22 protein-coding genes and 1 pseudogene are annotated in these 25,182 nt (G+C 60.9%); 17 read left to right on the top strand and 6 right to left on the bottom strand.

Features of this window, described 5'->3' with window-relative positions:
- Position 1: 1 nt before the first annotated feature.
- Together rhdA and ACI77D_RS00825 are read right to left on the bottom strand one after the other, a co-directional pair.
- On the bottom strand, positions 2-817 hold the full coding sequence (gene rhdA, locus ACI77D_RS00830; RefSeq protein WP_407015878.1) for a thiosulfate sulfurtransferase: 816 nt from the start codon (positions 815-817) through the stop codon (positions 2-4).
- A gap of 57 nt (positions 818-874) precedes the next feature.
- Positions 875-2,410: an HDOD domain-containing protein gene (locus tag ACI77D_RS00825; protein ID WP_407015877.1), complete on the bottom strand. Its 1,536-nt coding sequence runs from the start codon at positions 2,408-2,410 to the stop codon at positions 875-877.
- Between the two features lie 166 nt (positions 2,411-2,576).
- Here ACI77D_RS00825 and motA point away from each other — a divergent pair, with 166 nt between their 5' ends.
- Together motA and motB are read left to right on the top strand one after the other, a co-directional pair.
- Positions 2,577-3,428, top strand: coding sequence for a flagellar motor stator protein MotA (gene motA, locus ACI77D_RS00820; protein WP_064450398.1), 852 nt, complete (start codon positions 2,577-2,579; stop codon positions 3,426-3,428).
- Positions 3,429-3,431: 3 nt separating this feature from the next.
- Positions 3,432-4,460 carry a flagellar motor protein MotB gene (gene motB, locus ACI77D_RS00815; RefSeq protein WP_407015876.1) on the top strand — a complete coding sequence of 343 codons (1,029 nt, stop codon included), beginning with the start codon at positions 3,432-3,434 and terminating at the stop codon, positions 4,458-4,460.
- 49 nt (positions 4,461-4,509) lie between these two features.
- Here the strand turns inward: motB and rsgA are convergent, their stop codons facing one another.
- On the bottom strand, positions 4,510-5,541 hold the full coding sequence (gene rsgA / locus ACI77D_RS00810) for a small ribosomal subunit biogenesis GTPase RsgA (protein ID WP_003171340.1): 1,032 nt from the start codon (positions 5,539-5,541) through the stop codon (positions 4,510-4,512).
- 108 nt (positions 5,542-5,649) lie between these two features.
- Here rsgA and orn point away from each other — a divergent pair, with 108 nt between their 5' ends.
- Together orn and ACI77D_RS00800 are read left to right on the top strand one after the other, a co-directional pair.
- Complete coding sequence (gene orn / locus ACI77D_RS00805) at positions 5,650-6,192, top strand: oligoribonuclease (RefSeq protein ID WP_003171343.1); 543 nt, start codon at positions 5,650-5,652, stop codon at positions 6,190-6,192.
- A 184-nt stretch (positions 6,193-6,376) separates the two neighbouring features.
- Complete coding sequence (locus ACI77D_RS00800) at positions 6,377-6,994, top strand: trimeric intracellular cation channel family protein (protein WP_169875734.1); 618 nt, start codon at positions 6,377-6,379, stop codon at positions 6,992-6,994.
- On the opposite strand, the gene queG is transcribed toward ACI77D_RS00800, so the two are convergent.
- Positions 6,991-8,055, bottom strand: a complete 1,065-nt coding sequence (gene queG / locus ACI77D_RS00795; protein WP_407015875.1) for a tRNA epoxyqueuosine(34) reductase QueG — start codon at positions 8,053-8,055, stop codon at positions 6,991-6,993. The two genes, ACI77D_RS00800 and queG, sit on opposite strands and share 4 nt — an antisense overlap.
- A 63-nt stretch (positions 8,056-8,118) precedes the next feature.
- On the opposite strand from queG, the gene ACI77D_RS00790 reads away from it, so the two are divergent.
- The 13 genes and pseudogenes from ACI77D_RS00790 to ACI77D_RS00730 all read left to right on the top strand — a co-directional run bounded on the left by ACI77D_RS00790 (position 8,119) and on the right by ACI77D_RS00730 (position 22,475).
- Positions 8,119-8,979: an NAD(P)H-hydrate dehydratase gene (locus ACI77D_RS00790; RefSeq protein WP_407015874.1), complete on the top strand. Its 861-nt coding sequence runs from the start codon at positions 8,119-8,121 to the stop codon at positions 8,977-8,979.
- A complete protein-coding gene (gene tsaE / locus ACI77D_RS00785) occupies positions 8,967-9,437 on the top strand; it encodes a tRNA (adenosine(37)-N6)-threonylcarbamoyltransferase complex ATPase subunit type 1 TsaE (protein WP_221293780.1) in 471 nt (156 codons plus the stop codon). The genes ACI77D_RS00790 and tsaE overlap by 13 nt, the downstream gene beginning before the upstream one ends.
- A gap of 17 nt (positions 9,438-9,454) precedes the next feature.
- On the top strand, positions 9,455-10,876 hold the full coding sequence (locus ACI77D_RS00780) for an N-acetylmuramoyl-L-alanine amidase (protein WP_064450403.1): 1,422 nt from the start codon (positions 9,455-9,457) through the stop codon (positions 10,874-10,876).
- On the top strand, positions 10,876-12,789 hold the full coding sequence (gene mutL / locus ACI77D_RS00775; protein WP_407015873.1) for a DNA mismatch repair endonuclease MutL: 1,914 nt from the start codon (positions 10,876-10,878) through the stop codon (positions 12,787-12,789). Before ACI77D_RS00780 ends, mutL begins: the two co-directional genes overlap by 1 nt.
- Positions 12,789-13,760: a tRNA (adenosine(37)-N6)-dimethylallyltransferase MiaA gene (gene miaA / locus ACI77D_RS00770; RefSeq protein WP_407015872.1), complete on the top strand. Its 972-nt coding sequence runs from the start codon at positions 12,789-12,791 to the stop codon at positions 13,758-13,760. Before mutL ends, miaA begins: the two co-directional genes overlap by 1 nt.
- Before the next feature lie 93 nt (positions 13,761-13,853).
- Positions 13,854-14,114, top strand: coding sequence for an RNA chaperone Hfq (gene hfq, locus ACI77D_RS00765; protein ID WP_003188059.1), 261 nt, complete (start codon positions 13,854-13,856; stop codon positions 14,112-14,114).
- A 12-nt stretch (positions 14,115-14,126) separates the two neighbouring features.
- Complete coding sequence (gene hflX, locus ACI77D_RS00760) at positions 14,127-15,428, top strand: ribosome rescue GTPase HflX (protein ID WP_221293781.1); 1,302 nt, start codon at positions 14,127-14,129, stop codon at positions 15,426-15,428.
- A 96-nt stretch (positions 15,429-15,524) separates the two neighbouring features.
- A complete protein-coding gene (gene hflK / locus ACI77D_RS00755) occupies positions 15,525-16,700 on the top strand; it encodes an FtsH protease activity modulator HflK (protein WP_012721916.1) in 1,176 nt (391 codons plus the stop codon).
- Positions 16,700-17,566, top strand: a complete 867-nt coding sequence (gene hflC, locus ACI77D_RS00750) for a protease modulator HflC (RefSeq protein ID WP_003217510.1) — start codon at positions 16,700-16,702, stop codon at positions 17,564-17,566. Before hflK ends, hflC begins: the two co-directional genes overlap by 1 nt.
- Before the next feature lie 303 nt (positions 17,567-17,869).
- Positions 17,870-19,057 carry an ATP phosphoribosyltransferase regulatory subunit gene (locus tag ACI77D_RS00745; protein WP_407015871.1) on the top strand — a complete coding sequence of 396 codons (1,188 nt, stop codon included), beginning with the start codon at positions 17,870-17,872 and terminating at the stop codon, positions 19,055-19,057.
- Between the two features lie 54 nt (positions 19,058-19,111).
- Positions 19,112-20,401, top strand: a complete 1,290-nt coding sequence (locus ACI77D_RS00740; RefSeq protein ID WP_064450408.1) for an adenylosuccinate synthase — start codon at positions 19,112-19,114, stop codon at positions 20,399-20,401.
- 112 nt (positions 20,402-20,513) lie between these two features.
- Positions 20,514-21,569: pseudogene (locus ACI77D_RS00735) on the top strand (methyl-accepting chemotaxis protein); the annotation flags it as partial.
- 21 nt (positions 21,570-21,590) lie between these two features.
- The gene (locus tag ACI77D_RS00730) at positions 21,591-22,475 is read left to right on the top strand and encodes a methyl-accepting chemotaxis protein (protein WP_407015982.1); all 885 of its coding nucleotides are present in this window, start codon (positions 21,591-21,593) and stop codon (positions 22,473-22,475) included.
- Positions 22,476-22,566: 91 nt separating this feature from the next.
- On the opposite strand, the gene ACI77D_RS00725 is transcribed toward ACI77D_RS00730, so the two are convergent.
- Positions 22,567-24,132, bottom strand: coding sequence for an iron ABC transporter permease (locus tag ACI77D_RS00725; protein ID WP_221293784.1), 1,566 nt, complete (start codon positions 24,130-24,132; stop codon positions 22,567-22,569).
- A complete protein-coding gene (locus tag ACI77D_RS00720) occupies positions 24,132-25,157 on the bottom strand; it encodes an extracellular solute-binding protein (protein ID WP_221293785.1) in 1,026 nt (341 codons plus the stop codon). Before ACI77D_RS00720 ends, ACI77D_RS00725 begins: the two co-directional genes overlap by 1 nt.
- Positions 25,158-25,182 lie beyond the last annotated feature (25 nt).

Here is a 25,182-nt window from a genome sequence, read left to right as displayed (position 1 = left end):
CTTAAATCTCAACGGGGGTGTCGGGGTGGTTGCCCCATTCGCCCCAGGAACCGGCATAACCTTTGACTCGCGGATAACCGAGCGCCTTGGCCACCAGGTAGGTGAAGCCAGAGCGGTGGTGAGTCTGGCAGTGGGTGATGATTTCTTTGTCTTTGGTCAGGCCGAGGTCTTCGAGGATTTGCGGCATGTCGCGGCGGATACGCAGGTTGCGCGCCTTGTCCATGCCGGCGGTCCATTCGAAGTTCACCGCGCCGGGGATGTGACCCCCTTTGGCGGCGAGGACCTTTTCACCGGAATACTCCAGCGGGCCGCGTGCGTCCCAGATACCCAGGTCGGCTGCACCGAGGCGGCTTTGCAGGTATTCGCGCGTGGCCGTGGGGCCGTCGTGCAAGGTCAGGCTGACCGGGCCACCGACAGGGGCCGGTACCTCGGTGGATACCGGGTGTTGGCCGTCCAGCCACGCCAGCAGGCCGCCGTCCAGGTAGTGGTATTTCTGGTGTCCGATCACGTCGAGCAGCCAGATAAAACGCCCGGCCCAGCCGCCGCCTTCGTCGTCGTAGACCACGTAGGTGGCATCCGGGGTGTGCCCCAGTTCGCCGAACAGTTTTTCCAGGTCGGCCTTGTTCGGCAGCAAACCCGGCGCGGGCGGTTGGCCCAGTTGGGTGCGCTTGGGGTCAACGAAATGCGCGCCGGGGATATGCCCTTCGGCGTAGCGGGCGGCACTGGTGAGGTCCACCAGAATCAGGTGTCCGGCATCCAGTTGACCGAGCAGGTCGCTGGATTCGATCACCAGCGGCAAGCCAGAGAAGTCAGGCATGTGAGGTCTCCTGGGCACAAATGTTGGCGATAAAGGAGGGCGATTGTAGCGCAAGCATCAGGCGCTGCGGTTGGTAAAGCTGTGCAGCGCTTTCTCGATGCATTGGGCGGTTTTGCCGAACGCCTGCACGGTGGTTTCCGAGAAGGGGCCGCCGCCCTGGTCGGCGACCATCAGCATCACCACGCGACCGTTACAGCTCAGGGAGCGCAACAGCAGGTGTTCGCCGGTAAACAGGCGACGCAGGACTGGCGGTAACAGCGCGGAAAACTGCGCGTGATTGTCCGGCGTGAGGCGCACCTGGGCGGGCTTTTCCAGCAGGCGCTGCAGCAGCGTGCTGTTGACCACATCCAGGCTCAGGCTCGCGGCGTCCTTGGGCAAACCGTCGGCTTGATGCACGCGCAAGGTGCTCAGGGCGCGGTCCGCCATAAACAGCAACACCCGTTGCATGCCGCTGGCGACCAGGGCTTCTTTGGCGCACGTAGTCAGGTGCATGGCGTTGGCAAAGCGGCTCGGCTCGACCAGCAATTCGGTACAGCGCTTGCGCCACACGGCCAATGCTTCGGCGGTGGGCGGCGGTGCGGGCAACAAGCCGCGATGAATTTTCTGTACATGCCACGGCCAGATCAGCGACAGCGCCGGGTGCCAAAGATCGGGCATCAGGGTGGTGCGGGCGCTGGCCACCGCTTGCTGGTGAACCTGCTGCTGCACGTCACTCAACGGCTCCTGCAAGTACAGCGCGGTGAGGTATTGCCAGCGCTCGGTGTGCGGGCAGGTCCACGATTCCTGGGCCGACATCGCCAGGCCGTTGGCCAGCAGCACGGTGTTCGCCGGCTGGTTGAGCCAGCGGCGCAGGTTGGGTTCGGCATCCAGTAATTGCTGCTGGCGCAGCGCGTCATCTTCACGGGCGATGTGCAGCGCCTTGACCAGCAAGCGCTGCTCGGTCAGCAGCAGGTTATAGCCCTGGGAGACCCAGATCGGCAGGTGCCAGGCTTCGGTCAAACCGAGGCACAAGTCCAGCAGGCGCACACCGAACAGCTCCCGTTCGACCTTGTAAGCCGACTGGCCTTTATGGATAACCCGCAGTTCCCATTCTTCCAGGAGCTTGGGATACGCGACGGCCAATGGCCATAGCGGGGACAGAAACAGCAGGCTGCCCCAGTGGATGTCTTGCCACAAACGCGCCAGGCGGCTGGCGAACAAACCGCTGGCTTGCTGGGACGCGTGTTGGCTCACCAGCAGCAGTTGGCGCAGGGCCAAGGGGATTTCATTGGCTGGAACCGAGGGCAGTCGCGCCAGCAGTTCTTCGGCGCGTTTCAAACCAAGACGGTTAAGCGCCACTTCGAGGTTTTCCGCCGGTTCCGCCAGGCTGTTGTGCGTATGGCTGTTGGCCTCGCGCATCACGCTGAGCACCAGCGCCGGGCTGTTTTGCATCAGCTCGGCAATGTCTCGCAATGAGCTGCGGCTGTCGCGAATGGCTTTGCACACGCGCTCGTGACTGGCCTGAGGCACGGGCAGCGGCACGTCGTCCAGACGCTTGATCCAAGCGGCGAGTGTGGTGGGTTTTGCAGTGGGTACTGTCGTTTCATTTGCCATGATTGGGGCGCGATCATCACTTGCGTTCAACACGCCCGGAACGGGCCGAATTGGCTTTTCGCCTTAACGGGCTATAGTCTGGCGCAGTTTTGCCGATAAGTAGAACAAGAGTTTTCGGCTGCACTCAATATGTCCATGAACCCGACGGCGCAAGTACCAATCCCCTATGGCTAAAATTATCGGCATCATCGTCGTCATCGCAAGCGTGCTCGGTGGGTACGTCCTGTCCCACGGTAAAATTGCTGCGCTGATCCAGCCCTTCGAAGTGATGATTATCGGCGGTGCGGCCTTGGGTGCATTCTTGCAGGCCAACCCCGGCTACATGACCATGCATGTGATCAAGAAGTCGCTGGGCATGTTCAGCTCGCGTTTCTCTCACACCTTCTACCTGGAAGTGCTGGGTCTGATATTCGAGATCCTCAACAAGAGCCGCCGCGAAGGCATGATGGCCATCGAAGGCGATATCGAAGACGCCGCCGCCAGCCCGATTTTCGCCAAGTACCCGGCCGTGCTCAAAGATGAGCGCATGACCGCCTACATCTGTGATTACCTGCGCATCATGTCCTCCGGCAACATGGCGCCTCACGAGCTGGAAGGCTTGTTCGACATGGAGCTGTTCAGCCTTAAAGAAGAGTTGGAACACCCTTCGCACGCCGTGACCGGCGTTGCTGACGCCATGCCCGGGTTTGGTATTGTCGCGGCGGTGCTCGGTATTGTGGTGACCATGGCGTCCCTGGGCGAAGGCGACCAGAAGGCCATTGGCATGCACGTGGGTGCGGCCCTCGTCGGTACCTTCTTCGGTATTCTGGCGGCGTATGGTTTCTTTGGCCCGCTCGCTACCTGCCTGGCCCACGATGCCAAGGAAGAGGTCAACCTCTACGAAGCGATCAAGGCGTGCCTGGTGGCTTCGGCGTCCGGTATGCCGCCATCGCTGGCGGTGGAGTTCGGGCGCAAGGTGCTGTACCCGAAACATCGCCCAAGTTTTTCCGAGCTGGAACAAGCGGTTCGCGGTCGCTAAACCATGGAAAACAACCAGCCGATAATCATCAAGCGCGTCAAGCGCTTCGCTGCGGGGCACCATGGTGGCGCATGGAAAATCGCCTTCGCCGACTTCGCGACGGCGATGATGGCGTTCTTTCTGGTGCTGTGGCTGATGTCGACCGCTACGCCGGAACAAAAAATCGCCATCGCCGGTTACTTCAAAGACCCGATAGGCTTTTCGGAGAGTGGTACGCCCTTTGTGATTGACCTGGGCGGCTCGCCGCAGCTGGCGCCTGAGCGCACCATCAACCCCGAGGTCAAGACCGAATCGCCGCAGGAAAACATCCCGATCGAGCGCGACACTGTCGAGAGCATGGCCGAGCAGGTCGAGAAAGAGCGCCTCGAGTTGTTGCTGCAGGAACTGCAGACCAAGGTTGAAGAAAACCCGCAGCTGTTGAAATTCAAGGATCAGATTTCCTTCGAGATCACGCCGGAAGGCTTGCGCATCCAGATCACCGACGCCGCCAACCGGCCGATGTTCGACTCCGGCAGTGCGCGTTTGAAACCGTACTTTGAAGACATCCTGCTGGCCATGGCCGACACGATCAAAGCGGTGCCGAACAAGATCAGCATCAGTGGCCACACCGACGCCAAGCCCTATGCAGGCCAGGGCGACTTCGGCAACTGGGAGCTTTCGGCCAACCGTGCCAACGCTGCCCGGCGTGCGCTGGTGGCGGGCAGCTATCCGGACCCGCAAATGGCGCGCGTGGTGGGTTTTGCCTCCTCGCAGCTGTTCGATCCCAAGGACCCGTTCAACCCGATCAACCGTCGGATCGATATCGTGGTGCTGACCAAAAAAGCCCAGCGTGCGATCGAAGGCGATCAAGGCGCGGCCCCATCGGCACCGACCCAAGGTGCCGGTGCGCCAGGCGAAGTGCCGGCTGATCCGAACGCCATTCCACCAGGTCAGGAGCCGTTGCCTGCCCATGAGCTGCGGCAGAAGCTGAACCTGTTTGATGATGGCGGGGTGAAAGATCCTACGGCGCCTGCACCGGCGCCCGGCTCGTAAGCCGCATGCAAAAAGGCCGCGATGATCGCGGCCTTTTTGTCTCTGCAGTTTAGTAACTGCTCTCGGGCAAGCTCGCAATAATCGAACGATAGCTGTTCATGCGCTGCTGCTGTACGCGGCCATCTTCCAGGGCCTTGAGCAGTGCACAGCCCGGCTCGCGGTCGTGTTTGCAGTCGCGGAAGCGGCAGGTGCCGATCAGGTCGTTGAATTCGATGAAGCCCGCTTCCACATCGCTGCGGCTGACGTGGCCGAGGCCGAATTCACGAATGCCTGGGGAGTCGATCAGTTCACCGCCGCCGGGGAAATGGAACAACCGTGCGGTGGTGGTGGTGTGGGTACCCTGGCCGGACAGCTCCGACAGCGGGCCGACACGGGTGTCGACTTCCGGCAGCAGGCTGTTGACCAGCGACGATTTGCCCACGCCCGACTGGCCGACAAACACACTGATGCGCCCGTCCAACTGCTGTTGCAGCTGTTCCATGCCGTTGCCGTGATGCGCCGAGACTTCCAGCACCGGGTAACCCAGGGTGCGATAGACCGCCAGCAACGCATTGAGCGCCGGGGCGTTCTGCTCGTCGATCAGGTCGAATTTGTTCAGCAGCAACAACGGGCGAATGCCGGCATGCTCGGCTGCAACCAAATAGCGGTCGATCAGGTTGGCATGTGGCTCGGGCAGCGGCGCGAACACGATCACGATCATGTCGACGTTGGCGGCCACCGGCTTGAGCTGCCCGCGGCTGTCAGGCCGACGCAGTTCGGTGGTGCGTGGCAACTGGGCGACGATTACGCCGATGCCTTGGTTGCCGGCACGCCACACGACCTTGTCGCCGGTCACCAGCGCAGGCAGGTTGGCGCGCAAGTGGCAACGGGAAACAGAACCCGCGAGTTCGCCTTCCAGCGCCTCGACTTCGACCTGCACACCAAAGTGTGCGATCACCAGGCCCGTTTGTTCGGGGCCCAGGTCGCCGCCCTCGAGCGCTTCTACGGCGGAGGATTCACGTTTGGCGGCGCGGGCGGCGCGTTCACCTTGAATCTTTTCGATGCGCCAATTTTGGCGACGATTGAGCTGGCGTTTGGCCATTGGTGTTCCGTGTCGATAATGCAAAGGTTGGGTAAAACGGTCGCGAGTCTAGCACGGCCCCGCCTGCTAAACTGCGCAGCTACGCTAAGGTGCCAAGAGAATCAAGCCATGCAAAACCCACAGAACCTGATTTGGATCGATCTGGAAATGACCGGTCTGAACCCCGACACCGACGTCATCATCGAGATGGCGACCATTGTCACCGACAGCAACCTCAACACCTTGGCTGAAGGTCCGGTGATCGCCATCCATCACAGCGACGCCGTACTCGCCACCATGGACGAGTGGAACACCCGCACCCACGGCAACTCCGGGCTGACCCAGCGCGTGCGCGACAGCCGTATCAGCATGGCTGAAGCTGAAGCCGAAACCATCGCCTTCCTGGAAAAATGGGTGCCCAAGGGCAAGTCGCCGATCTGCGGCAACAGCATCTGCCAGGACCGCCGCTTCCTTTATACGCACATGAAGGGGCTGGAAAGCTACTTCCACTATCGCAACCTGGATGTGTCCACCTTGAAAGAGCTGGCCGCACGCTGGGCGCCGGAAGTTAAGGACAGCTTCCATAAAGGCAGCACTCACTTGGCACTGGACGATATCCGCGAATCGATCGCCGAGCTGCAGCATTATCGCAAGCATTTCATCAAGGCTTGATGATTGGGGCGTCAGAACTGACGCCATCGCAGGCAAGCCAGCTCCCACATTTGAATGGATTCGCAATGTCTGGGTGTGGGAGCTGGCTTGGCTGCGATAGGGTGCAGCGCGGTCTTTCGCCTGGCGCCCTCTTTTGGTGCCACCAGCAAATGATTAGACTGCCGGCCTCTTTGCAAGGATCGCCATCATGCTGTTGATGCTCTACCTCATCGCCATCACCGCCGAAGCCATGACCGGTGCCCTGTCCGCCGGTCGGCGCGGCATGGACTGGTTTGGCGTGGTGCTGATCGCCTGCGTCACGGCGCTGGGCGGCGGTTCGGTGCGTGATGTGTTGTTGGGGCATTACCCGCTGACCTGGGTCAAGCACCCGGAATACCTGGTGCTGACTTCGATCGCCGCGCTGGTGACGATCTTTATTGCGCCGCTGATGCGTCACCTGCGTTCTCTGTTCCTGGCGCTGGATGCGGTGGGGCTGGTGGCCTTCACCTTGATTGGCTGCATGACGGCGCTGGAAATGGGCCACGGCATGCTGGTGGCCTCGGTCAGCGGCGTCATCACCGGGGTTTTCGGCGGGATCCTGCGGGATATCTTCTGCAACGACATCCCACTGATCTTCCGTCGTGAGCTGTATGCCAGCGTGTCGTTCCTCGCCGCCTGGTTCTACATGCTGTGCCTGTACCTGGAACTGCCCAGCGAGCAGGCAATTTTGCTCACCTTGTTCAGCGGCTTTCTACTGCGCCTGCTGGCGATCCGTTTTCACTGGGAAATGCCCAAATTCGTCTACAACGACGACGTGCACTAGCGCGTAGCGTGTTGGTTCAGCGCCCACTCTACGTGTTCGCGCACCAGGTCCGAGGGGTAATCGCGGCGCGCCTTCAAGGCTTCCAGCACCGGAATGCTCGACGGCGCATTACCCAGGCCCACAGCCAGGTTGCGCAGCCAGCGCTCATAACCGGCGCGGCGTAGCGGTGAGCCTTCCGTGCTGCTGAGGAATTTATCCTCGTCCCACATAAACAGTTCAGCCAGCTCTGCGTTATCCAGATTATGCCGTGGCTTGAAATCACCTTCGTCGGTAGCGCGGGCGAAACGATTCCACGGGCAAACGATCTGACAGTCATCACAGCCGAACACGCGATTGCCGATCAGGGGGCGCAGGTCTTCCGGGATTGCGCTCTTGAGCTCGATGGTCAGGTAGGAAATGCAGCGTCGTGCATCCAGTACATAGGGGCCGACGAAGGCGTTGGTGGGGCAGATGTCCAGGCAGGCCGTGCAGCGGCCGCAATGTTCGGTGGTGTGAGGGGCGTCAACCGGCAGGGGCAAATCGACAAACAGTTCGCTCAGGAAGAAATAACTGCCGGCCTTGCGATTGAGTACCAGGGTGTTTTTGCCGATCCAGCCCAGGCCTGCCTGTTCGGCGATGGCTTTTTCCAGCACCGGCGCGCTGTCGACAAAGGCGCGAAAGCCGAACGGGCCGATCTGCGCCTGAATGCGGTCAGCCAGTTGCTGCACGCGTTTGCGGATCAGCTTGTGATAATCCCGGCCCAGGGCGTAACGGGAGATGTAGGCTTTCTCTGGCTTTGCCAGCAGTTGCGCCATTTGGGTGTCGCCTGGCAGATAATCCATGCGCAGCGACACCACGCGCAGAGTGCCCGGCACCAGTTCATCGGGATGGGAGCGTTTGCTGCCATGGGCGCCCATGTATTCCATCTCGCCGTGGTAGCCCGCGTCGAGCCAGCGTTGCAGGTGCTGCTCATGCTCGGCCAGGTCCAGGCCGCTGATGCCGACTTGTTGAAAGCCCAGTTCAAGGCCCCAGTCTTTGATCGATTGGGCGAGGGCGGGCAGATCGGTGGTGATGGCAGGCATGAGACAAGGGAAACCGCAGGTTAGATAGGTATAATTCTGCCAGACATCGGAGCTTGAAGACGCATGCCGCAGACAAAACACGCAATAACCGACGTACAGCCCCTGTTGCACGGCCATTTGCCGCAACTCGCTGCGCGCGCCCCGGACGCCCATAAAGGCCAATTCGGCCACCTGTTGGTCATTGGCGGCGACCGAGGCTTTGGCGGCGCGGCACTGTTGAGTGCCGAAAGCGCCTTGCGCAGTGGCGCGGGCATGGTGTCCCTGGCGACCCGGCCTGAACACGTGCCGGCCGCACTGGCGCGCTTGCCGGAAGTCATGACCGTCGGCGTGAGTTCGGCCAACCAGTTGATGGGGCTGCTGGAAAAGATCTCAGTCATTGTCATCGGCCCGGGCCTGGGCGCTGCGTCCTGGGGTAAAAGCCTGTTGTCCGTCGCCGCCAATGCCTCGCAGCCGCAAGTCTGGGACGCAGATGCGTTGAATCAGTTGGCCACGGGCGGCGTAAGCCTTCCCGCTAACAGCGTGATTACGCCGCACCCTGGCGAGGCGGCGCGTTTGATGGGCATCACGACAGTCGAGGTTCAGGCCGATCGCCTTAAGGTGGCGCGCGCGTTGAGCCAGAAATTCAATGCAGTGACTATTCTCAAGGGTGCTGGCAGTTTGATTGCTAGCCCGGACGGACGTGTTTCGCGATGTGACCAAGGCCACCCGGCGATGGCCACCGCCGGTTTGGGTGACGTCCTGAGTGGCTTGGTGGGCGCATTACTTGCCCAAGGCATGCCCGCTTATGAAGCCAGCTGCCTGGCCGTGTGGCTGCACGCCACGGCGGGTGATCGCCAGGGCACCTTTGGGCGCGGCTTGGCTGCCAGCGACCTGATACCTGCCATTCGTCAATTGCTGGAGGAGCAGTCGCCGTGTCTGAAGTAACCCTTTTCCTGGCGGATGAAGACGCCATGGTCGCGTTCGGCAATCGTATTGCTCAGGTTACGGCCGGTGCCGGGTTGATCTTTCTCGAGGGCGATTTGGGGGCCGGGAAAACCACGCTGTCCCGCGGGATTATTCGTGGGTTGGGTCACGCCGGGGCGGTAAAAAGCCCTACATTTACCTTGGTCGAACCTTACGAGATCGGTGATGTTCGCGCCTTCCACTTCGACCTGTATCGCCTGGTAGATCCCGAAGAACTGGAGTACATGGGCATCCGTGATTACTTTGACGAAGATGCGTTGTGCTTGATCGAGTGGCCAGATAAAGGCACAGGCTTTTTGCCAAAGCCGGACCTGACCATTACCATTACGCCGCATGATCACGGACGTCAGCTGAAGTTGTTGCCCCAGAGTGCGCGCGGTGAGTCGTGGTGCGCTGCTCTGGCATTGGAATTCAAATAAAATTGGTGGGGTTAGGTATGCGCTTTCGCGCGATGGTTGCTGTCGTAGGGGTGTTGCTTGCGGCAATGACTTTCAATGCTCTGGCTGCTTCACAGGTGAAAAGTGTTCGCCTATGGCGAGCGCCGGATAACACGCGACTGGTGTTCGACCTGTCTGGCCCGGTCCAGCACAGCGTCTTTACCCTGACGGCGCCCGATCGCCTGGTGATCGACATCAATGGCGCGACCCTGGCCGCGCCGCTGAAAGTCTCCACTGCCAATACGCCGATCACGTCGATGCGCTCGGCTCAGCGCACGCCGACCGATCTGCGTGTGGTCATCGACCTGAAAAAGGCCGTGACCCCGAAAAGTTTTGTGCTGGCGCCGAACGCCCAATACGGCAATCGGCTGGTGGTCGACCTGTTCGACAACGCCGCCGATGCCGCACCGCCGCCTGCGCCAACCCCAAGTGTTGCGACCGTGCCGGCAGTGCCCGTCAACCCGTCGCAACCACAGGTCAAGCTGCCACCGCCGCCGCCAGCGCCTGCGGGCAAGCGCGACATTATCGTGGTGATCGACGCCGGCCACGGCGGTGAAGACCCGGGTGCCTCCGGCTCGCGCGGGCAGCACGAAAAAGACGTGGTACTGGCCATCGCCCGTGAACTGCAGCGTCAGGTCAATGGCATGAAAGGCTATCGCGCCGAGCTGACCCGTACCGGCGACTACTTCATTCCGTTGCGCGGCCGTACCGAAATCGCCCGCAAGAAGGGCGCTGACCTGTTTGTGTCGATCCATGCCGACGCCGCACCTTCGGCCGCCGCCTTTGGCGCTTCGGTGTTTGCCCTGTCGGACCGCGGTGCTACATCCGAAACTGCACGTTGGCTGGCCGACAGTGAAAACCGTTCCGACTTGATCGGCGGCGCCGGCAACGTGTCCCTCGATGACAAGGACAAAATGCTCGCCGGCGTACTGCTCGACCTGTCGATGACCGCTTCGCTGACGTCCAGCTTGAACGTCGGCCAGAAGGTTCTGAGCAACATTGGCCGCGTGACCTCGCTGCACAAACAGCGCGTGGAACAGGCGGGTTTCATGGTGTTGAAGTCGCCGGACATTCCATCGATCCTGGTGGAAACCGGGTTTATCTCCAACTCCAACGAAGCCTCGAAGTTGGCCAGTGCCGGCCATCAGCAGGCCCTGGCCCGCTCGATCAGTGCGGGTATTCGTCAGTTCTTCCAGCAGAACCCGCCACCGGGCACCTACATCGCCTGGCTGCGTGACTCCGGGAAAATCGCCCAGGGCCCGCGCGACCATCGCGTGCAGCCCGGTGACACCCTGGCCATGCTCGCCGTGCGTTTCCAGGTCTCGGCCGCGACCTTGCGCAGCGCCAATAACCTGAAAACCGATGAGTTGAAAGTCGGTCAGGTATTGACCATTCCTGGCACTGAATTGGCGGCGCAGTAATGAGCGAATCAGTTCTGAACAGCGGTTCACGCATCGAACTGCTCAGCCCGCGCCTTGCCAACCAGATTGCGGCGGGCGAGGTCGTTGAGCGCCCGGCATCGGTGATCAAGGAACTGCTGGAAAACAGTATCGACTCGGGTGCCAAACGCATTGATGTCGACGTGGAGCAAGGCGGCGTCAAGCTGCTGCGGGTGCGCGACGACGGCAGTGGCATCTCTTCGGATGACCTGCCGCTGGCCTTGGCCCGTCACGCGACCAGCAAGATTCGCGACCTGGAAGACCTTGAACGGGTCATGAGCCTGGGCTTTCGCGGTGAAGCATTGGCGTCCATCAGCTCCGTGGCGCGCCTGACCCTGACTTCCCGCACCCGCGACGCCGAGCAGGCGTGGCAGGTGGAAACCGAAGGCCGCGACATGGCGCCTCGGGTCCAGCCTGCGGCGCACCCGGTGGGTACGTCGGTTGAGGTGCGCGACCTGTTCTTCAACACTCCGGCGCGACGCAAATTCCTCAAGGCCGAAAAAACCGAATTCGATCACCTGCAAGAAGTCATCAAGCGCCTGGCACTGGCGCGCTTCGACGTGGCGTTCCATTTGCGCCACAACGGCAAGACTATCCTCAGCCTGCACGAAGCCCATGACGATGCCGCCCGTGCTCGGCGTGTGTCGGCAATCTGCGGCGCGGGCTTCCTGGAGCAGGCGCTGCCGATTGAAATCGAACGCAACGGCTTGCGGCTGTGGGGCTGGGTAGGCTTGCCGACGTTCTCCCGTAGCCAGGCGGACTTGCAGTATTTCTTTGTGAATGGCCGTGCGGTGCGCGACAAACTGGTGGCCCACGCGGTACGCCAGGCTTATCGCGACGTGTTGTTCAACGGTCGCCATCCGACATTTGTACTGTTCTTTGAGGTCGATCCGTCGGTGGTCGACGTCAACGTGCACCCGACCAAACACGAAGTGCGCTTTCGCGACGGGCGCATGGTGCATGACTTCCTGTATGGCACCTTGCACCGCGCCCTGGGCGATGTGCGCCCGGATGATCAGCTGTCTGCGCCAATCGTGACGGCCGTTGTGCGCCCGAGTGGTCCGGAAGCCGGCGAGTTCGGTCCTCAGGGCGAAATGAGCCTGGCGGCCAACCTGCTGCAGTCGCCACAGCCACAACCGGCTTATACCGCGCCGGGTTCCGGGGCAGGCGCAGGTTATCAGTATCAATACACGCCGCGTCCGCAGTCGACGGTGCCGGTAGCTGAGGCCCAGGCGGCCTATCGTGAGTTCTTCGAACCGCTGCCGGGTGCCGAGCCGGGCGCTGTCGCGTTGCCGGAGGGCGGTGGTGATATTCCGCCGCTCGGCTATGCGCTGGCCCAGCTCAAGGGCATCTACATTTTGGCGGAAAACGCCCACGGCCTGGTGCTGGTGGACATGCACGCCGCCCATGAGCGGATCATGTACGAGCGCCTGAAGATCGCCATGGCCAGTGAAGGTCTCAGCGGCCAACCCCTGTTGGTGCCCGAATCCCTGGCGGTCAGCCAGCGCGAGGCCGACTGCGCCGAAGAACACCACAGCGTGTTCCAGAAACTGGGCTTCGAACTGCAACGCCTGGGCCCTGAAACGTTGGCTATCCGCCAGATTCCCGCACTGCTCAAGCAGGCTGAGGCCAACCGTTTGGTCGCCGACGTACTGGCCGATCTGATGGAATATGGCACCAGCGACCGGATCCAGGCGCATATCAACGAACTGCTCGGTACCATGGCCTGTCATGGTGCGATCCGCGCCAACCGCCGCCTGGCCTTGCCGGAAATGAACGGCCTGCTGCGCGACATGGAAAACACCGAGCGCAGCGGGCAATGCAACCATGGCCGACCGACCTGGACCCAGATGGGCCTGGACGATTTGGACAAACTGTTCTTGCGCGGCCGTTGATGAGTGCCTTGCCCCCCGCCATCTTCCTGATGGGCCCCACGGCCGCCGGCAAGACCGACCTGGCTATCGAGCTGACCAAGGTGTTGCCGTGCGAGCTGATCAGTGTCGACTCTGCACTGGTTTACCGGGACATGGACATTGGCACTGCCAAACCGTCCAAAGCGCTGTTGGCCGAGCATCCGCATAGGCTGATCGACATCATTGACCCGTCCGAGAGCTATTCCGCAGCGGATTTCCGTACCGATGCCCTGGCCGCCATGGCCGAAATCACCGCGCGGGGCAATATTCCGCTGCTGGTGGGCGGTACGATGCTCTATTACAAGGCTTTGCAGGAAGGCCTGGCGGATATGCCGCCGGCCGACGCCCAGGTGCGTGCCGAGCTTGAGGAAGAAGCTGCACGCCTTGGCTGGCAAGCCCTGCACGACCAGTTGGCGGCTATTGATCCGGTGTCCGCCGCGCGCATTCATCCCAACGACCCCCAGCGCCTCACCCGGGCCCTGGAAGTCTGGCGCGTGAGCGGCCAGACCATGACTGAACATAGGCTGAAACAAACTACGCAAAGTGCTCAAGCAGGCGCATCTGGACAGTCACAATTGCCCTATACTGTGGCGAATCTGGCCATTGCTCCGGCAAATCGTCAGGTGCTGCATGAGCGAATTGCACAAAGATTCACAATTATGTTGGAACAGGGGTTTGTGGACGAGGTCGTAGCACTGCGTTCAAGAGGTGATCTGCATGCTGGGTTGCCTTCGATACGTGCTGTTGGCTATCGCCAAGTCTGGGATCATCTGGATGGCAAGCTGACGTCAGCCGAAATGCAGGAGCGCGGCATCATTGCCACGCGCCAATTGGCGAAGCGCCAGTTCACCTGGCTGCGCAGCTGGAGCGATTTGCACTGGTTGGACAGCCTGGACAGCGACAATCTGTCACGCGCCTTGAAATACTTGGGAACGGTCTCCATATTGAGCTGAGTCCTTGCAATTGCCGTCTATCCTTGGGGGTGTGACGGCCATAAGCTATCTATTTTCCGAATTTTATTATTGATCCTTAAAGGAGTGCGGCACATGTCAAAAGGGCATTCGCTACAAGACCCTTACTTGAATACTTTACGTAAAGAGAAAGTTGGGGTTTCCATCTACCTGGTCAACGGTATCAAGTTGCAAGGCACGATCGAGTCGTTCGACCAGTTCGTGATCCTGCTGAAAAACACCGTCAGCCAGATGGTTTACAAACACGCTATCTCGACAGTCGTTCCAGTGCGTCCTATCCGTCTGCCTAGCGCAGCGGGTGACGAACAGGGTGACGCTGAGCCAGGTAACGCCTGATAGGAGTCTCCTTTGTTCTTTGAGCGCCACGGTGGTGGTGAGCGAGTAATCCTCGTTCACTTGGATGGACAGGACCCTGAGGCGCGCGAAGATCCGCAGGAGTTTCAGGAGTTGGCAAATTCGGCCGGCGCCGAGACCGTTGCGTTTTTTAACGTACCGCGTCATCGGCCAACCGCCAAATACCTGATCGGCAGCGGCAAGGTCGAGGAATTACGCGATCTGGTGCATGCTGAAGAAGCCGATCTAGTGATCTTCAATCACACCCTCACGCCCAGTCAGGAACGTAACCTCGAACGTGTTTTCGAGTGTCGCGTGATCGACCGCACCGGTCTGATTCTCGATATTTTCGCCCAGCGCGCCCGCACTCATGAAGGTAAGCTCCAGGTCGAACTGGCCCAGCTTGACCACATGAGCACCCGCCTGGTTCGTGGCTGGACTCACCTTGAGCGTCAAGGTGGCGGTATCGGCATGCGTGGCCCGGGTGAAACCCAACTTGAAACCGACCGCCGTCTGCTGCGGGTTCGCCTGCGCCAGATCAAGGGTCGCCTGGAAAAGGTACGCAGCCAGCGCGAGCAGTCGCGACGCGGCCGGATGCGTGCGGATATCCCTACCGTGTCCCTGGTGGGCTATACCAACGCCGGCAAATCCACACTGTTCAATAAAGTGACGAAATCGGACGTGTACGCGGCCGACCAACTCTTCGCCACGCTTGATCCGACCTTGCGCCGTCTGGAACTGGACGACCTGGGGCCGATTGTCCTGGCCGACACCGTGGGTTTCATTCGTCACTTGCCCCACAAGCTGGTCGAGGCGTTTCGGTCTACGCTCGAAGAGTCGAGCAACTCCGACCTGCTGCTGCACGTGATCGATGCGGCCGAACCGGATCGCATGTTGCAGATCGAGCAGGTGATGGTGGTGCTGGGCGAGATTGGTGCACAAGACTTGCCGATCCTCGAGGTCTATAACAAACTCGATTTGCTTGAAGGCGTTGAGCCACAAATCCAGCGCGATGAGAACGGCAAGCCCCAGCGGGTATGGCTGTCGGCGCGCGATGGTACTGGCTTGGATTTGCTTGAACAGGCCATTGCCGAGTTGCTGGGCAGCGATTTGTTTGTCGGCACCTTGCGCTTGCCTCAGCGTTTTGCTCGACTGCGTGCACAGTTTTTTGAGTTGGGCGCGGTACAGAAAGAAGAATACGACGAAGAAGGTGTCAGCTTGCTGGCCGTTCGATTGCCGCGTTCGGAGCTGAATCGGCTGGTCAGTCGTGAAGGTGTGGTACCGGCCGAGTTCATCGAACAACACACTTTGCAATAAAAGCCTCCTAAAGCGGTTGTGCCGCAGTAGCAGGCATTCTGTAGCATTGGTCGGCGCGCCGTGGGTGCGTCTTTGCTTTATCAGATGGAGAGCGCTATGGCTTGGAATGAGCCGGGTGGCAACTCGAATAATCAGGATCCTTGGGGTGGTAAGCGCCGCAATAATGGCGACCGCAAGGGGCCACCAGATCTCGACGAGGCCTTCCGAAAGCTGCAGGAAAGCCTGAATGGGTTGTTCGGTGGTGGAAAAAAACGCGGTGGTGACGAAGGCGGTCGCACAAGCAAGGGCGGCGGCTATGGCCTGCTGGGCCTGGGTCTTGTCGTGCTGGCTGCCGTCTGGCTGTACAGCGCCGTGTACGTGGTGGACGAGCAGGAGCAAGCCGTGGTGCTGCGCTTCGGCAAGTACTACGAGACTGTCGGGCCAGGCCTGAACATCTATTTCCCGCCGATCGACAAGAAGTACATGGAGAACGTCACGCGTGAGCGTGCCTACACCAAGCAGGGCCAGATGCTGACCGAAGACGAGAACATCGTCGAAGTGCCGCTGACCGTGCAGTACAAGATCAGCAACCTGCAGGACTTCGTGCTGAACGTTGATCAGCCTGAAATCAGCCTGCAACACGCAACCGAAAGCGCCCTGCGCCACGTGGTGGGTTCCACCGCCATGGACCAGGTGCTGACCGAAGGTCGTGAGTTGATGGCCAGCGAAATCAAGGAGCGCCTGCAACGGTTCCTCGATACCTATCGCACCGGTATCACCGTCACCCAGGTGAACGTACAGAGCGCAGCTGCACCGCGCGAAGTACAGGAAGCCTTTGACGACGTGATCCGCGCCCGTGAAGACGAGCAGCGTTCGCGTAACCAGGCCGAAACCTATGCCAACGGCGTCGTGCCGGAAGCGCGTGGTCAGGCCCAGCGTATCCTTGAGGATGCAAACGGTTACCGCGATGAAGTGGTTTCGCGTGCCAAGGGTGAAGCGGATCGCTTTACCAAGCTGGTCGCCGAGTACCGCAAGGCGCCGGAAGTCACGCGTGAGCGTCTGTATCTGGACACCATGCAGGAAGTCTTCAGCAACACCAGCAAGGTTCTCGTGACCGGCAGCAAAGGTGGGCAGAACAACCTGCTGTACCTGCCGCTGGACAAGATGATCGAAGGTGGTCGTAGCAGCACCAGCGCGCCGTCCACCGGTTCGAACGCTGCTGCTAACGAAGCGAGCGCCCGTGCGGCCGCTGACTTGCTGCAACAGCAAACACGTACCAGGGAGAGTCGTTGATGAGCAATAAATCGCTGACCGCCCTGATTGTGGGCGTCGTCGTGGTCATCGCTGCCTGGAACTGCTTCTACATCGTGTCTCAGACCGAGCGCGCGGTGTTGCTGCAATTCGGTCGTGTGGTCCAGGCGGATGTCCAGCCGGGCCTGCATGTGAAAGTCCCCTACGTGAACCAGGTGCGCAAGTTCGACGGCCGCCTGATGACCCTGGATGCACCGACACAGCGCTTCCTGACCCTGGAAAAGAAAGCCGTGATGGTTGACGCCTACGCCAAGTGGCGCGTCAAGGATGCTGAGCGTTTCTACACCGCGACTTCCGGCCTCAAGCAGATTGCCGACGAGCGTTTGTCGCGCCGTCTGGAGTCGGGCCTGCGTGACCAGTTTGGTAAGCGCACCCTGCACGAGGTGGTATCCGGTGAACGTGATGCGCTGATGGCTGACATCACGCGCTCGTTGAACGCAATGGCTGAGAAAGAGCTGGGCATCGAAGTGATCGATGTTCGGGTCAAGGCGATCGACCTGCCGAAGGAAGTGAACCGCAGCGTGTTCGAGCGTATGAGCACCGAGCGTGAGCGTGAAGCCCGTGAGCACCGCGCCAAGGGTAACGAGCTGGCTGAAGGTATCCGTGCGGATGCCGACCGTCAGCGCCGTGTACTGCTTGCAGAAGCTTATCGCGAGTCTGAAGAGGCCCGTGGTGATGGTGATGCTCAAGCGGCGTCGATCTACGCCAAGGCTTACGGCCAGGACCAGGAGTTCTACGCGTTCTACCGTAGCCTGCGCGCTTACCGCGAAAGTTTCGCGAACAAAACCGACGTCATGGTGCTGGACCCAAGCAGCGACTTCTTCCGCTACCTGGAAAAGTCCAAGTAATCAGCCTGTGACTCTGTAGGAAGCACTCCGTCGGGCGGCTAAAACGCCTGGCGGGGTGATCCTTTCAGAAAACGGGTGTATGATGCGGCAGCCGGGAAATTCCCGGCTTTTTTGCGTCTGCATGTTTGATTGTTGCTGGTTGCGCAGGCGCCACAGGTTTTTCGAGGAAAGTGCCCGACGAGGCCGTTTGCAGGCCGTTCGTCACGTCGTTCTTGCGCGTTGTTTATGCAGGAGCCGGGTATTTTCTGCTTCACTCAAGGCTCGGCCGAGGGCTGGCCGCCCGGATCATAGGGGAATGGCGTAATGGCAACGGTAGACCGCTGGCTGCTGCCAGATGGCATCGAAGAAGTACTGCCACCAGAAGCTGCGCGCATTGAAGTAGCGCGTCGCCAGGTGTTGGATCTGTTCCAGAGCTGGGGTTACGAGTTTGTCGTAACTCCCCATATCGAGTACCTGGAATCCCTGCTGACCGGCGCGGGCCAGGACCTGGATCTGCGCACCTTCAAGGTCATCGACCCGCAATCGGGCCGGCAAATGGGCTTCCGGGCTGACATCACGCCGCAAGTGGCGCGTATCGATGCGCATACCCTGCGCCGCGAAGGTCCGAGCCGTCTGTGCTACGCCGGCAGCGTGCTGCACGCGCAGCCGCGCGCCTTGTCGTCGTCCCGTAGCCCGATTCAACTGGGCGCCGAGTTGTACGGTGATGCCAGCCCGAGCAGCGACGTTGAAGTGATCAGCTTGATGTTGGCCATGCTGCAACTGGCTGACGTGCCGGATGTGCACATGGACCTGGGGCACGTCGGTATTTACCGTGGCCTGGCCCGTGCGGCCGGCTTGTCGGGGGAAGTTGAGCAGCAGTTGTTCGATGCCCTGCAACGCAAGGCTATCGATGAAGTGATCGCCCTTACCGAGGGTGTGCCTGCTGACCTTGCCGGCATGTTGCGCGCGCTGGTTGACCTGTGCGGCGGTCGTGAAGTGTTGGCGGCTGCACGCGAGCGCCTGGCCAATGCGCCGGCGCCAGTGCTGGCGGCGCTGGATGACGTGCTGGCGATTGCCGAACGGTTGTCGGCGCGGTTCCCGCAGTTGCCGCTGTATTTTGACCTGGGCGAGTTGCGCGGCTACCACTACCACACCGGTGTGGTGTTCGCAGTGTTTGTGCCGGGTGTTGGCCAGGCCATCGCCCAAGGCGGTCGTTATGACGATATCGGCGCCGACTTCGGTCGCGCACGTCCGGCGACTGGCTTTTCTACCGATTTGAAAACCCTGGTGACCCTGGGGCGTGCTGAGGTCGAGCTGCCGTCTGGTGGCATCTGGATGCCCGACAGTACGGACGCAGCACTCTGGCAGCAGGTTTGCCAGTTGCGCAGTGAGGGTCAGCGTGTCGTCCAGGCCCTGCCTGGGCAGCCATTGGCCGCCGCCCGTGAAGCGGACTGCGACCAGCAATTGATTCTGCAGAACGGGCTTTGGCAAGTATCGCCACTGGCTTCTTGAGTATTCCTGCCGGCCATCGCCGGCACCAAGTTTGCGCGAATGAGGACAAGTGTTATGGGTAAGAATGTCGTAGTCCTGGGCACCCAATGGGGTGATGAGGGCAAAGGCAAGATCGTTGATCTGCTGACCGAACATGCTGCCGCCGTAGTGCGCTATCAAGGTGGCCACAACGCTGGCCACACCCTGGTCATCGATGGCGAAAAAACCGTCTTGCACCTGATTCCGTCGGGCGTACTGCGCGAAGGCGTGCAGTGCCTGATCGGTAACGGCGTGGTGGTTGCACCTGACGCCCTGCTGCGCGAGATCATCAAGCTGGAAGAGAAAGGCGTACCGGTGCGCGAGCGCCTGCGTATCAGCCCGTCCTGCCCGCTGATCCTGTCCTTCCACGTAGCGCTGGACCAGGCCCGTGAAAAGGCCCGTGGCGAGCTGAAGATCGGCACCACCGGTCGCGGCATCGGCCCCGCGTACGAAGACAAAGTGGCTCGTCGTGGCCTGCGTGTGGGCGACCTGCTCAACATGCCGCGTTTTGAAGACAAGCTGCGTGAACTGGTGGAATACCACAACTTCATGTTGGTCGGTTATTACAAAGAACCCGCCATCGACTTCGAAACCACCCTGGCCGAGTGCAAGGAATACGCTGAGCTGCTCAAGCCGCTGATGCTGGACGTGACTGCCGAGCTGCACGACTTGCGTCGTGCTGGCAAAGACATCATGTTCGAAGGCGCCCAAGGTTCGTTGCTCGACATCGACCACGGCACCTATCCGTACGTGACCAGCTCCAACACCACCGCCGGTGGCGTTGCTACCGGTTCGGGCGTTGGTCCTATGTTCCTGGACTACATCCTGGGCATCACCAAGGCTTACACCACGCGCGTGGGTTCGGGTCCGTTCCCGACTGAGCTGTTCGACGAAGTCGGTGCGCACCTGGCCAAGCAAGGTCACGAGTTTGGCGCGACCACTGGCCGTGCTCGTCGTTGTGGTTGGTTTGACGCCGTTATCCTGCGTCGCGCAATCGATGTGAACAGCATTTCGGGCATTTGCCTGACCAAGCTGGACGTACTCGACGGTCTGGAAGCCATCAACATCTGCGTCGGCTACAAAGATGCAGAAGGCAAGGACGTTGCTCCGACTGACGCTGACAGCTACGTAGGCCTGCAGCCTGTGTACGAAGAAGTGCCGGGTTGGACCGAATCGACCGTGGGTGCCAAAACCCTGGAAGAGCTGCCAGCCAACGCTCGTGCTTACATCAAACGCGTTGAAGAGCTGATCGGCGCGCCGATTGACATTATTTCGACGGGTCCGGACCGCAACGAGACCATCGTTCTGCGTCACCCGTTCGCGTAATAAGCTGTTGATGTAAAAAGTAAAGGGCTCCTTCGGGAGCCCTTTTTTATTGGCGCCAGGCAAACGGCACGACCCTTGCTTTGGTTCTCTCTTTCGCGGTGCTATCAAATTAATGGCACCCGTGGTGGAGGGATTCCCAGTGTCTGCTGTTCTCTCACTGTTACAAAGCCGGCTGTTGCGGCCGGTGTTCGTTACCCTAGGTATCGCTCTTTTGGTGCAAGTGCTGGTGGCTGTCGCTCTGACGAGGAGCACGGTCACTGCATTGGAAGCTGATTTGGGCAATCGCCTGGGTATCGACAGCCAGAAACTCTCCGGTGAACTGGCGCAAGCCGGCAAGGAAGTCACATCGAGTCTGGACAGCCTGTCTTCCAGCACCCGTCAGCGCCTGACCGCAGGACTTTCCACGCGACTGCAGGAAGAGCAGAAGCAATTGCGTGCGACCCTGGAAAAAGACCTGCAAGACTCCGCCAATGATATGGCGCAACTGCTGGCCTCGGTGGCGCCGCGTGCCATGTGGGACAGCGACGTACCGACCTTGTCGGAGTTTGCCCGGCGCGCCCAGCGCAATCCCAACGTGTTGTTCGTGGTCTACGACGACGCTGCCGGTGAGCATCTGACCCGTTATCTCAACCGTGACAACCCGATCAACCAGGCATTGCTGGCGAAAGGGCAGGGCGACCGCGCCCTGGATAAAGTGCTGGACGCTGCGAAGGCTGATCCTGCTGTTTACTACGTTGAGGCATCCATCAGCCCCAACGGCGTCGAGATCGGCAAAGTCCGCATGGGGGTTTCGACGGCGTCCGTGGAGACTGATCTGCAAGCGCTCGATAAACGTTTTGCCGCACTCATCGCCAGCAGTGATCAGTTGGTCGGTGACAGCCTCAAAGGGGCTGCCGCGGACAGTGCGTCAGCCATGGGCGCGCGCCTGCAATCGGCGCAAGCCACCGCCACCCAGATGACCGCCAACACCACCAGCGCCGTACAGGACGCCGCCGGCACCTTGCGCTGGCGTATCGGCATGGGGCTCGCCGTGGTGGGGTTCGGCGTGTTGCTGCTGATCGCTATCGTGTTGGGGCGCCGTGTGGTCAACCGCCTGAAGCTGTTGATTGCGGCCATGGATGACTTGGCGGCGGGCGAGGGCGACCTTACCAAGCGCGTGCAGATCAGCAGCAAGGATGAAATCGGCGACATGGCCTCGGCGGTCAATCGCTTTGTGGATAAGTTGCAGCCGATCGTGCGTGAGGCGGGGGATGTGGCCCAGCGTACCGGCGTGGAAATCGGCGCCATGACCTTGCGCAATGCCGGTGCCGACAAGGCGGCCGGTTTGCAGCGTGATGAAGTGGCCGAGAGCTTGCGCGCACTGTCGCAAATGGCAGACGAGGCCCAGGCCGAAAGCCATGCGATGCAAGCGGCGTTGCAACAGGTGGTGGAAATCCGCCAGGCAACGGATGAAAACTCGCGCACTTCAGCGGAGGTCGGCAGCTTGATCGAAGCGCTGGCGGGGCAGGTGCAGGCGGGGTCTCAGGTTATTGAGCGCCTGGCGCAGCAAAGCGAACAAATTGAAGTGGTGCTGACAGTGATTCACGGCATTGCCGAGCAGACCAACTTGCTGGCGCTTAACGCCGCGATCGAAGCCGCGCGTGCCGGTGAGACCGGGCGTGGCTTCGCGGTAGTGGCCGACGAGGTGCGTGCCCTGGCCAGCAAAACCCAGAGTTCCACGGGTGATATCCAGGCGCATATCGTGGCGTTGCAGCAGGGCGCACGTGAGGCGGTGGACACCATCGGCAAGGCAGGACGTCAGGCGAGCGAAGGCTTGCTGGTGCTGCGCGACAGCGTGCGCCTGCAGCAGACGGTGCAGGCTTCGGTGGAGCAGGTGCATGCGGCGATTGGCTTGGCGACGCGTGCGGCTGAGCATCAGGCCCAGGGCGCGCATGCGGTGCGTGGGCGGGTCGAAGTGATTCACGCCCAGGCCGAGCGCGCCGCGCAGGCGGTGCTGGAGACCACGGCCAGCGGCAAGGTGCTGGATGGGTTGGCGGCGCAGTTGAAGGCGAGCCTGGGGCAGTTCAGGGCTTGATGTCGCCTGGGAGGGCCCTTTCGCGAGCAAGCCCGCTCCCACATTGGAATGCGTTTCAAATGTGGGAGCGGGCTTGCTCGCGAAAGCTATTTCAGCGGCTCAGATACATCCGCGTCGTCAGCAGATACACCGGCAACCCCGACACCAGAATCAACAGCGCCGCATAAGGCGCCGCCGCTGCAAACTCCACATTCGAGGTGTGCGCCCACACGGCGGTGGCCAGGGTGTTCAGCCCGGTCGGGCTGAGCAGTAACGTCGCCGTCAATTCCTTCATCGCATCCAGAAACACCAGCGCAAACGCCGCGCCCAACGCCGGGAAGATAATCGGCAGGGTCACTCGGCAAAACGCGCTGAAAGAGGACGCGCCCAGTGTGCGTGCGGCTTCCTCCAGCTGCGGTGCTGCCTTGTTGAGTGCTGTGCGAATCGGCGCCTGGGCCAGCGGCAAAAAAAGCAGCGCGTAAGCGATCAGCAGCAACGCCGACGTCTGATACAGCGCCGGCACATAATGCAGCGCGAAATACACCAGCGTCAGCGCGATCACCAGGCCAGGCAGGGCGTGCAGCAGATAAGGCAGGCGTTCAGCCCAGATCGCCAGTGAGCCTTTGTAGCGCACCACCAGCAGGCCCACCGGCACGGCCAGGATCAGGCAAAGCGCGGCGCCACCCAGTGACAGCGCCAGGGAAGACAGCAGTGCCTCGCCGATTTCGGCCACGGGAAATGCCGCCGACGAACCCACCGCCAGCCAGTAGCCGAGCATCCCCAAAGGAATGCCGCTGCCAATGATCGCCAGCGCCAGGCAATAGAGTTGACCGAGTGGCGCCCATTTACCCAATTGAACCTGCTCAGCATGCCGCGCCGCGCCCTGCCCGATGCGTACATGTCGGCCCTTGCCGCGTACGCGCAGCTCCAGCCACAGCAGCGTCAGGCACATCACCAGCAACACCGCCGAGAGCATCGCGGCATTGGCATTGCTGAATTCCAGTTCGAATTGTTGGTAGATGGCAGTGGTGAACGTCTGCAGGCCGATGATCGACAGCGCGCCGAACTCCACCAGCATGTGCAGGGCGATCAGCAGCGCACCCGCGAGCAGCGAAGGCCACAGCAAGGGCAGCGTAATACGGAAAAACACGCCCCAACGATTCTGCCCAAGGGTGCGGGCCGACTCTTCAAGGGACGGGTCCAGATTGCGCAAGGTTGCCGCTACCGGCAGAAACACCAGCGGGTATTTGGACAGGGTCATCACCAGGATCGCACCGCCCAGCCCTTCGAAGTTGGCGCTCAGCGATACCCAGGTAAAGCTGCTGACAAACGCCGGTACCGCAAACGGCAGGCACAGGATCACGCCCCAGATGCGTCGGCCCGGCAGGTTGCTGCGTTCGAGCAGCCAAGCCAGTGACAGGCCGATCACGCCGCAGGCCAGGGTCACCCCGACCATCAAGGCCAGGGTGTTACGCAGCAGCCCAAATACATAGGGCCGCCACAGCAGATGCACCGCCTCCGTCCAGCCCGCCTGCCAGGCCTTGGCCCCGACATACAGCAGCGGCAACAGGCTCAACCCCAACAGAAACAGAACGGGGAGTAACAGCCAGATCGAGGGACGTTTGCGTCGCGGGCTGAAACCCCCACGCAAGGTGGGGGCGAGTGGCGGTGGGTTCATCAGTTCAAGCCAACGTCACGTTCCAGGTCCAGGGCTTCTTCGGCGTTGCCCAGGTCGGCGGGAGTGACTTTCGGCGGTTGCAGCTCGCTGAAAGGCTTGAGGCCACGGTTGGATTCCATACCCTTGCGCAGCGGGTATTCAGCCGAGGTATCGGTGATTACGCGTTGGCCTTCTTCGCTGGTCATGAATGCCAGCAGTTGCTGGGCTTCTTTCGGGTGTTTGCTGGATTTCAGTGCGGCAGCGGAAGACACGGTGATCAGGCCGCCGGCATCACCATCGGTGAAGTAATGCAGTTGCGAGTCCAGATTGGTTTTTTCTTTCTTCAGGGCAAACCAGTAGTAGTTGTTCACCAGCACGGTGGCCACTTCGCCGTTTTCCACCGCTTTGAGGGCGACCATGTTGTTGCTGTACACCTTGCCGAAAGCGCGCAGGCCGGTCAGCCATTCTTCAGCGGCTTCACGACCGTGCAGCTTGATAATCGCCACAGCTTGTTCCTGGAAGGCGCCGCTGGTAGGTACAAAGCCGACTTTGCCTTGCCACTCGGGCCCGGCGAAATCCAGTACCGATTTAGGCAGGTCTTTTTCGGCAATCAGTTTCGGGTTGAACGCGACGACGCGGGTGCGTGCGGTCACGCCCATCCAGTCAGCGTTTTTGCCTACATAGTCTTTGGGTAATACGTCGAGGGTGCTGGCGTCGATCTTGGCCAGCAGGCCTTGCTCGCCGAGTTTGTTCAGCGGCGGCGATTCTTCGGTGTAGATCACGTCAGCGGGGGAGCGGTCGCCTTCTTCGGCAACCTGGCTGGCCAGCTGGTTGCTGCTGCCTTTGCGCACATTGACGTGAATGCCGGTCTTGGCTTCGAAGGCCTTGGCGAGTTGATCGCCGACTTCTTTGTGTTGGCCGTTGTACAAGGTCAGTGACACCTTGTCGGCGGAATAGGCGGCGGGCGAGAGCAGGGTCAGGCTGAGCAGGGTGAGGGTCAGGCCACGCAGAAGGGATGTTTTGAGACGGGTATTGCTTATGGTCATCCGAAGCTTTCCTCGTATAAGTGCA

This window comes from Pseudomonas sp. O39 (assembly GCF_045447295.1).
GTDB classification, from domain to species: Bacteria; Pseudomonadota; Gammaproteobacteria; order Pseudomonadales; family Pseudomonadaceae; genus Aquipseudomonas; species Aquipseudomonas antarctica_A.
The sequence above is the reverse complement of the archived record's forward strand: the minus strand, read 5'-3'. Positions and strand labels throughout refer to the sequence as shown.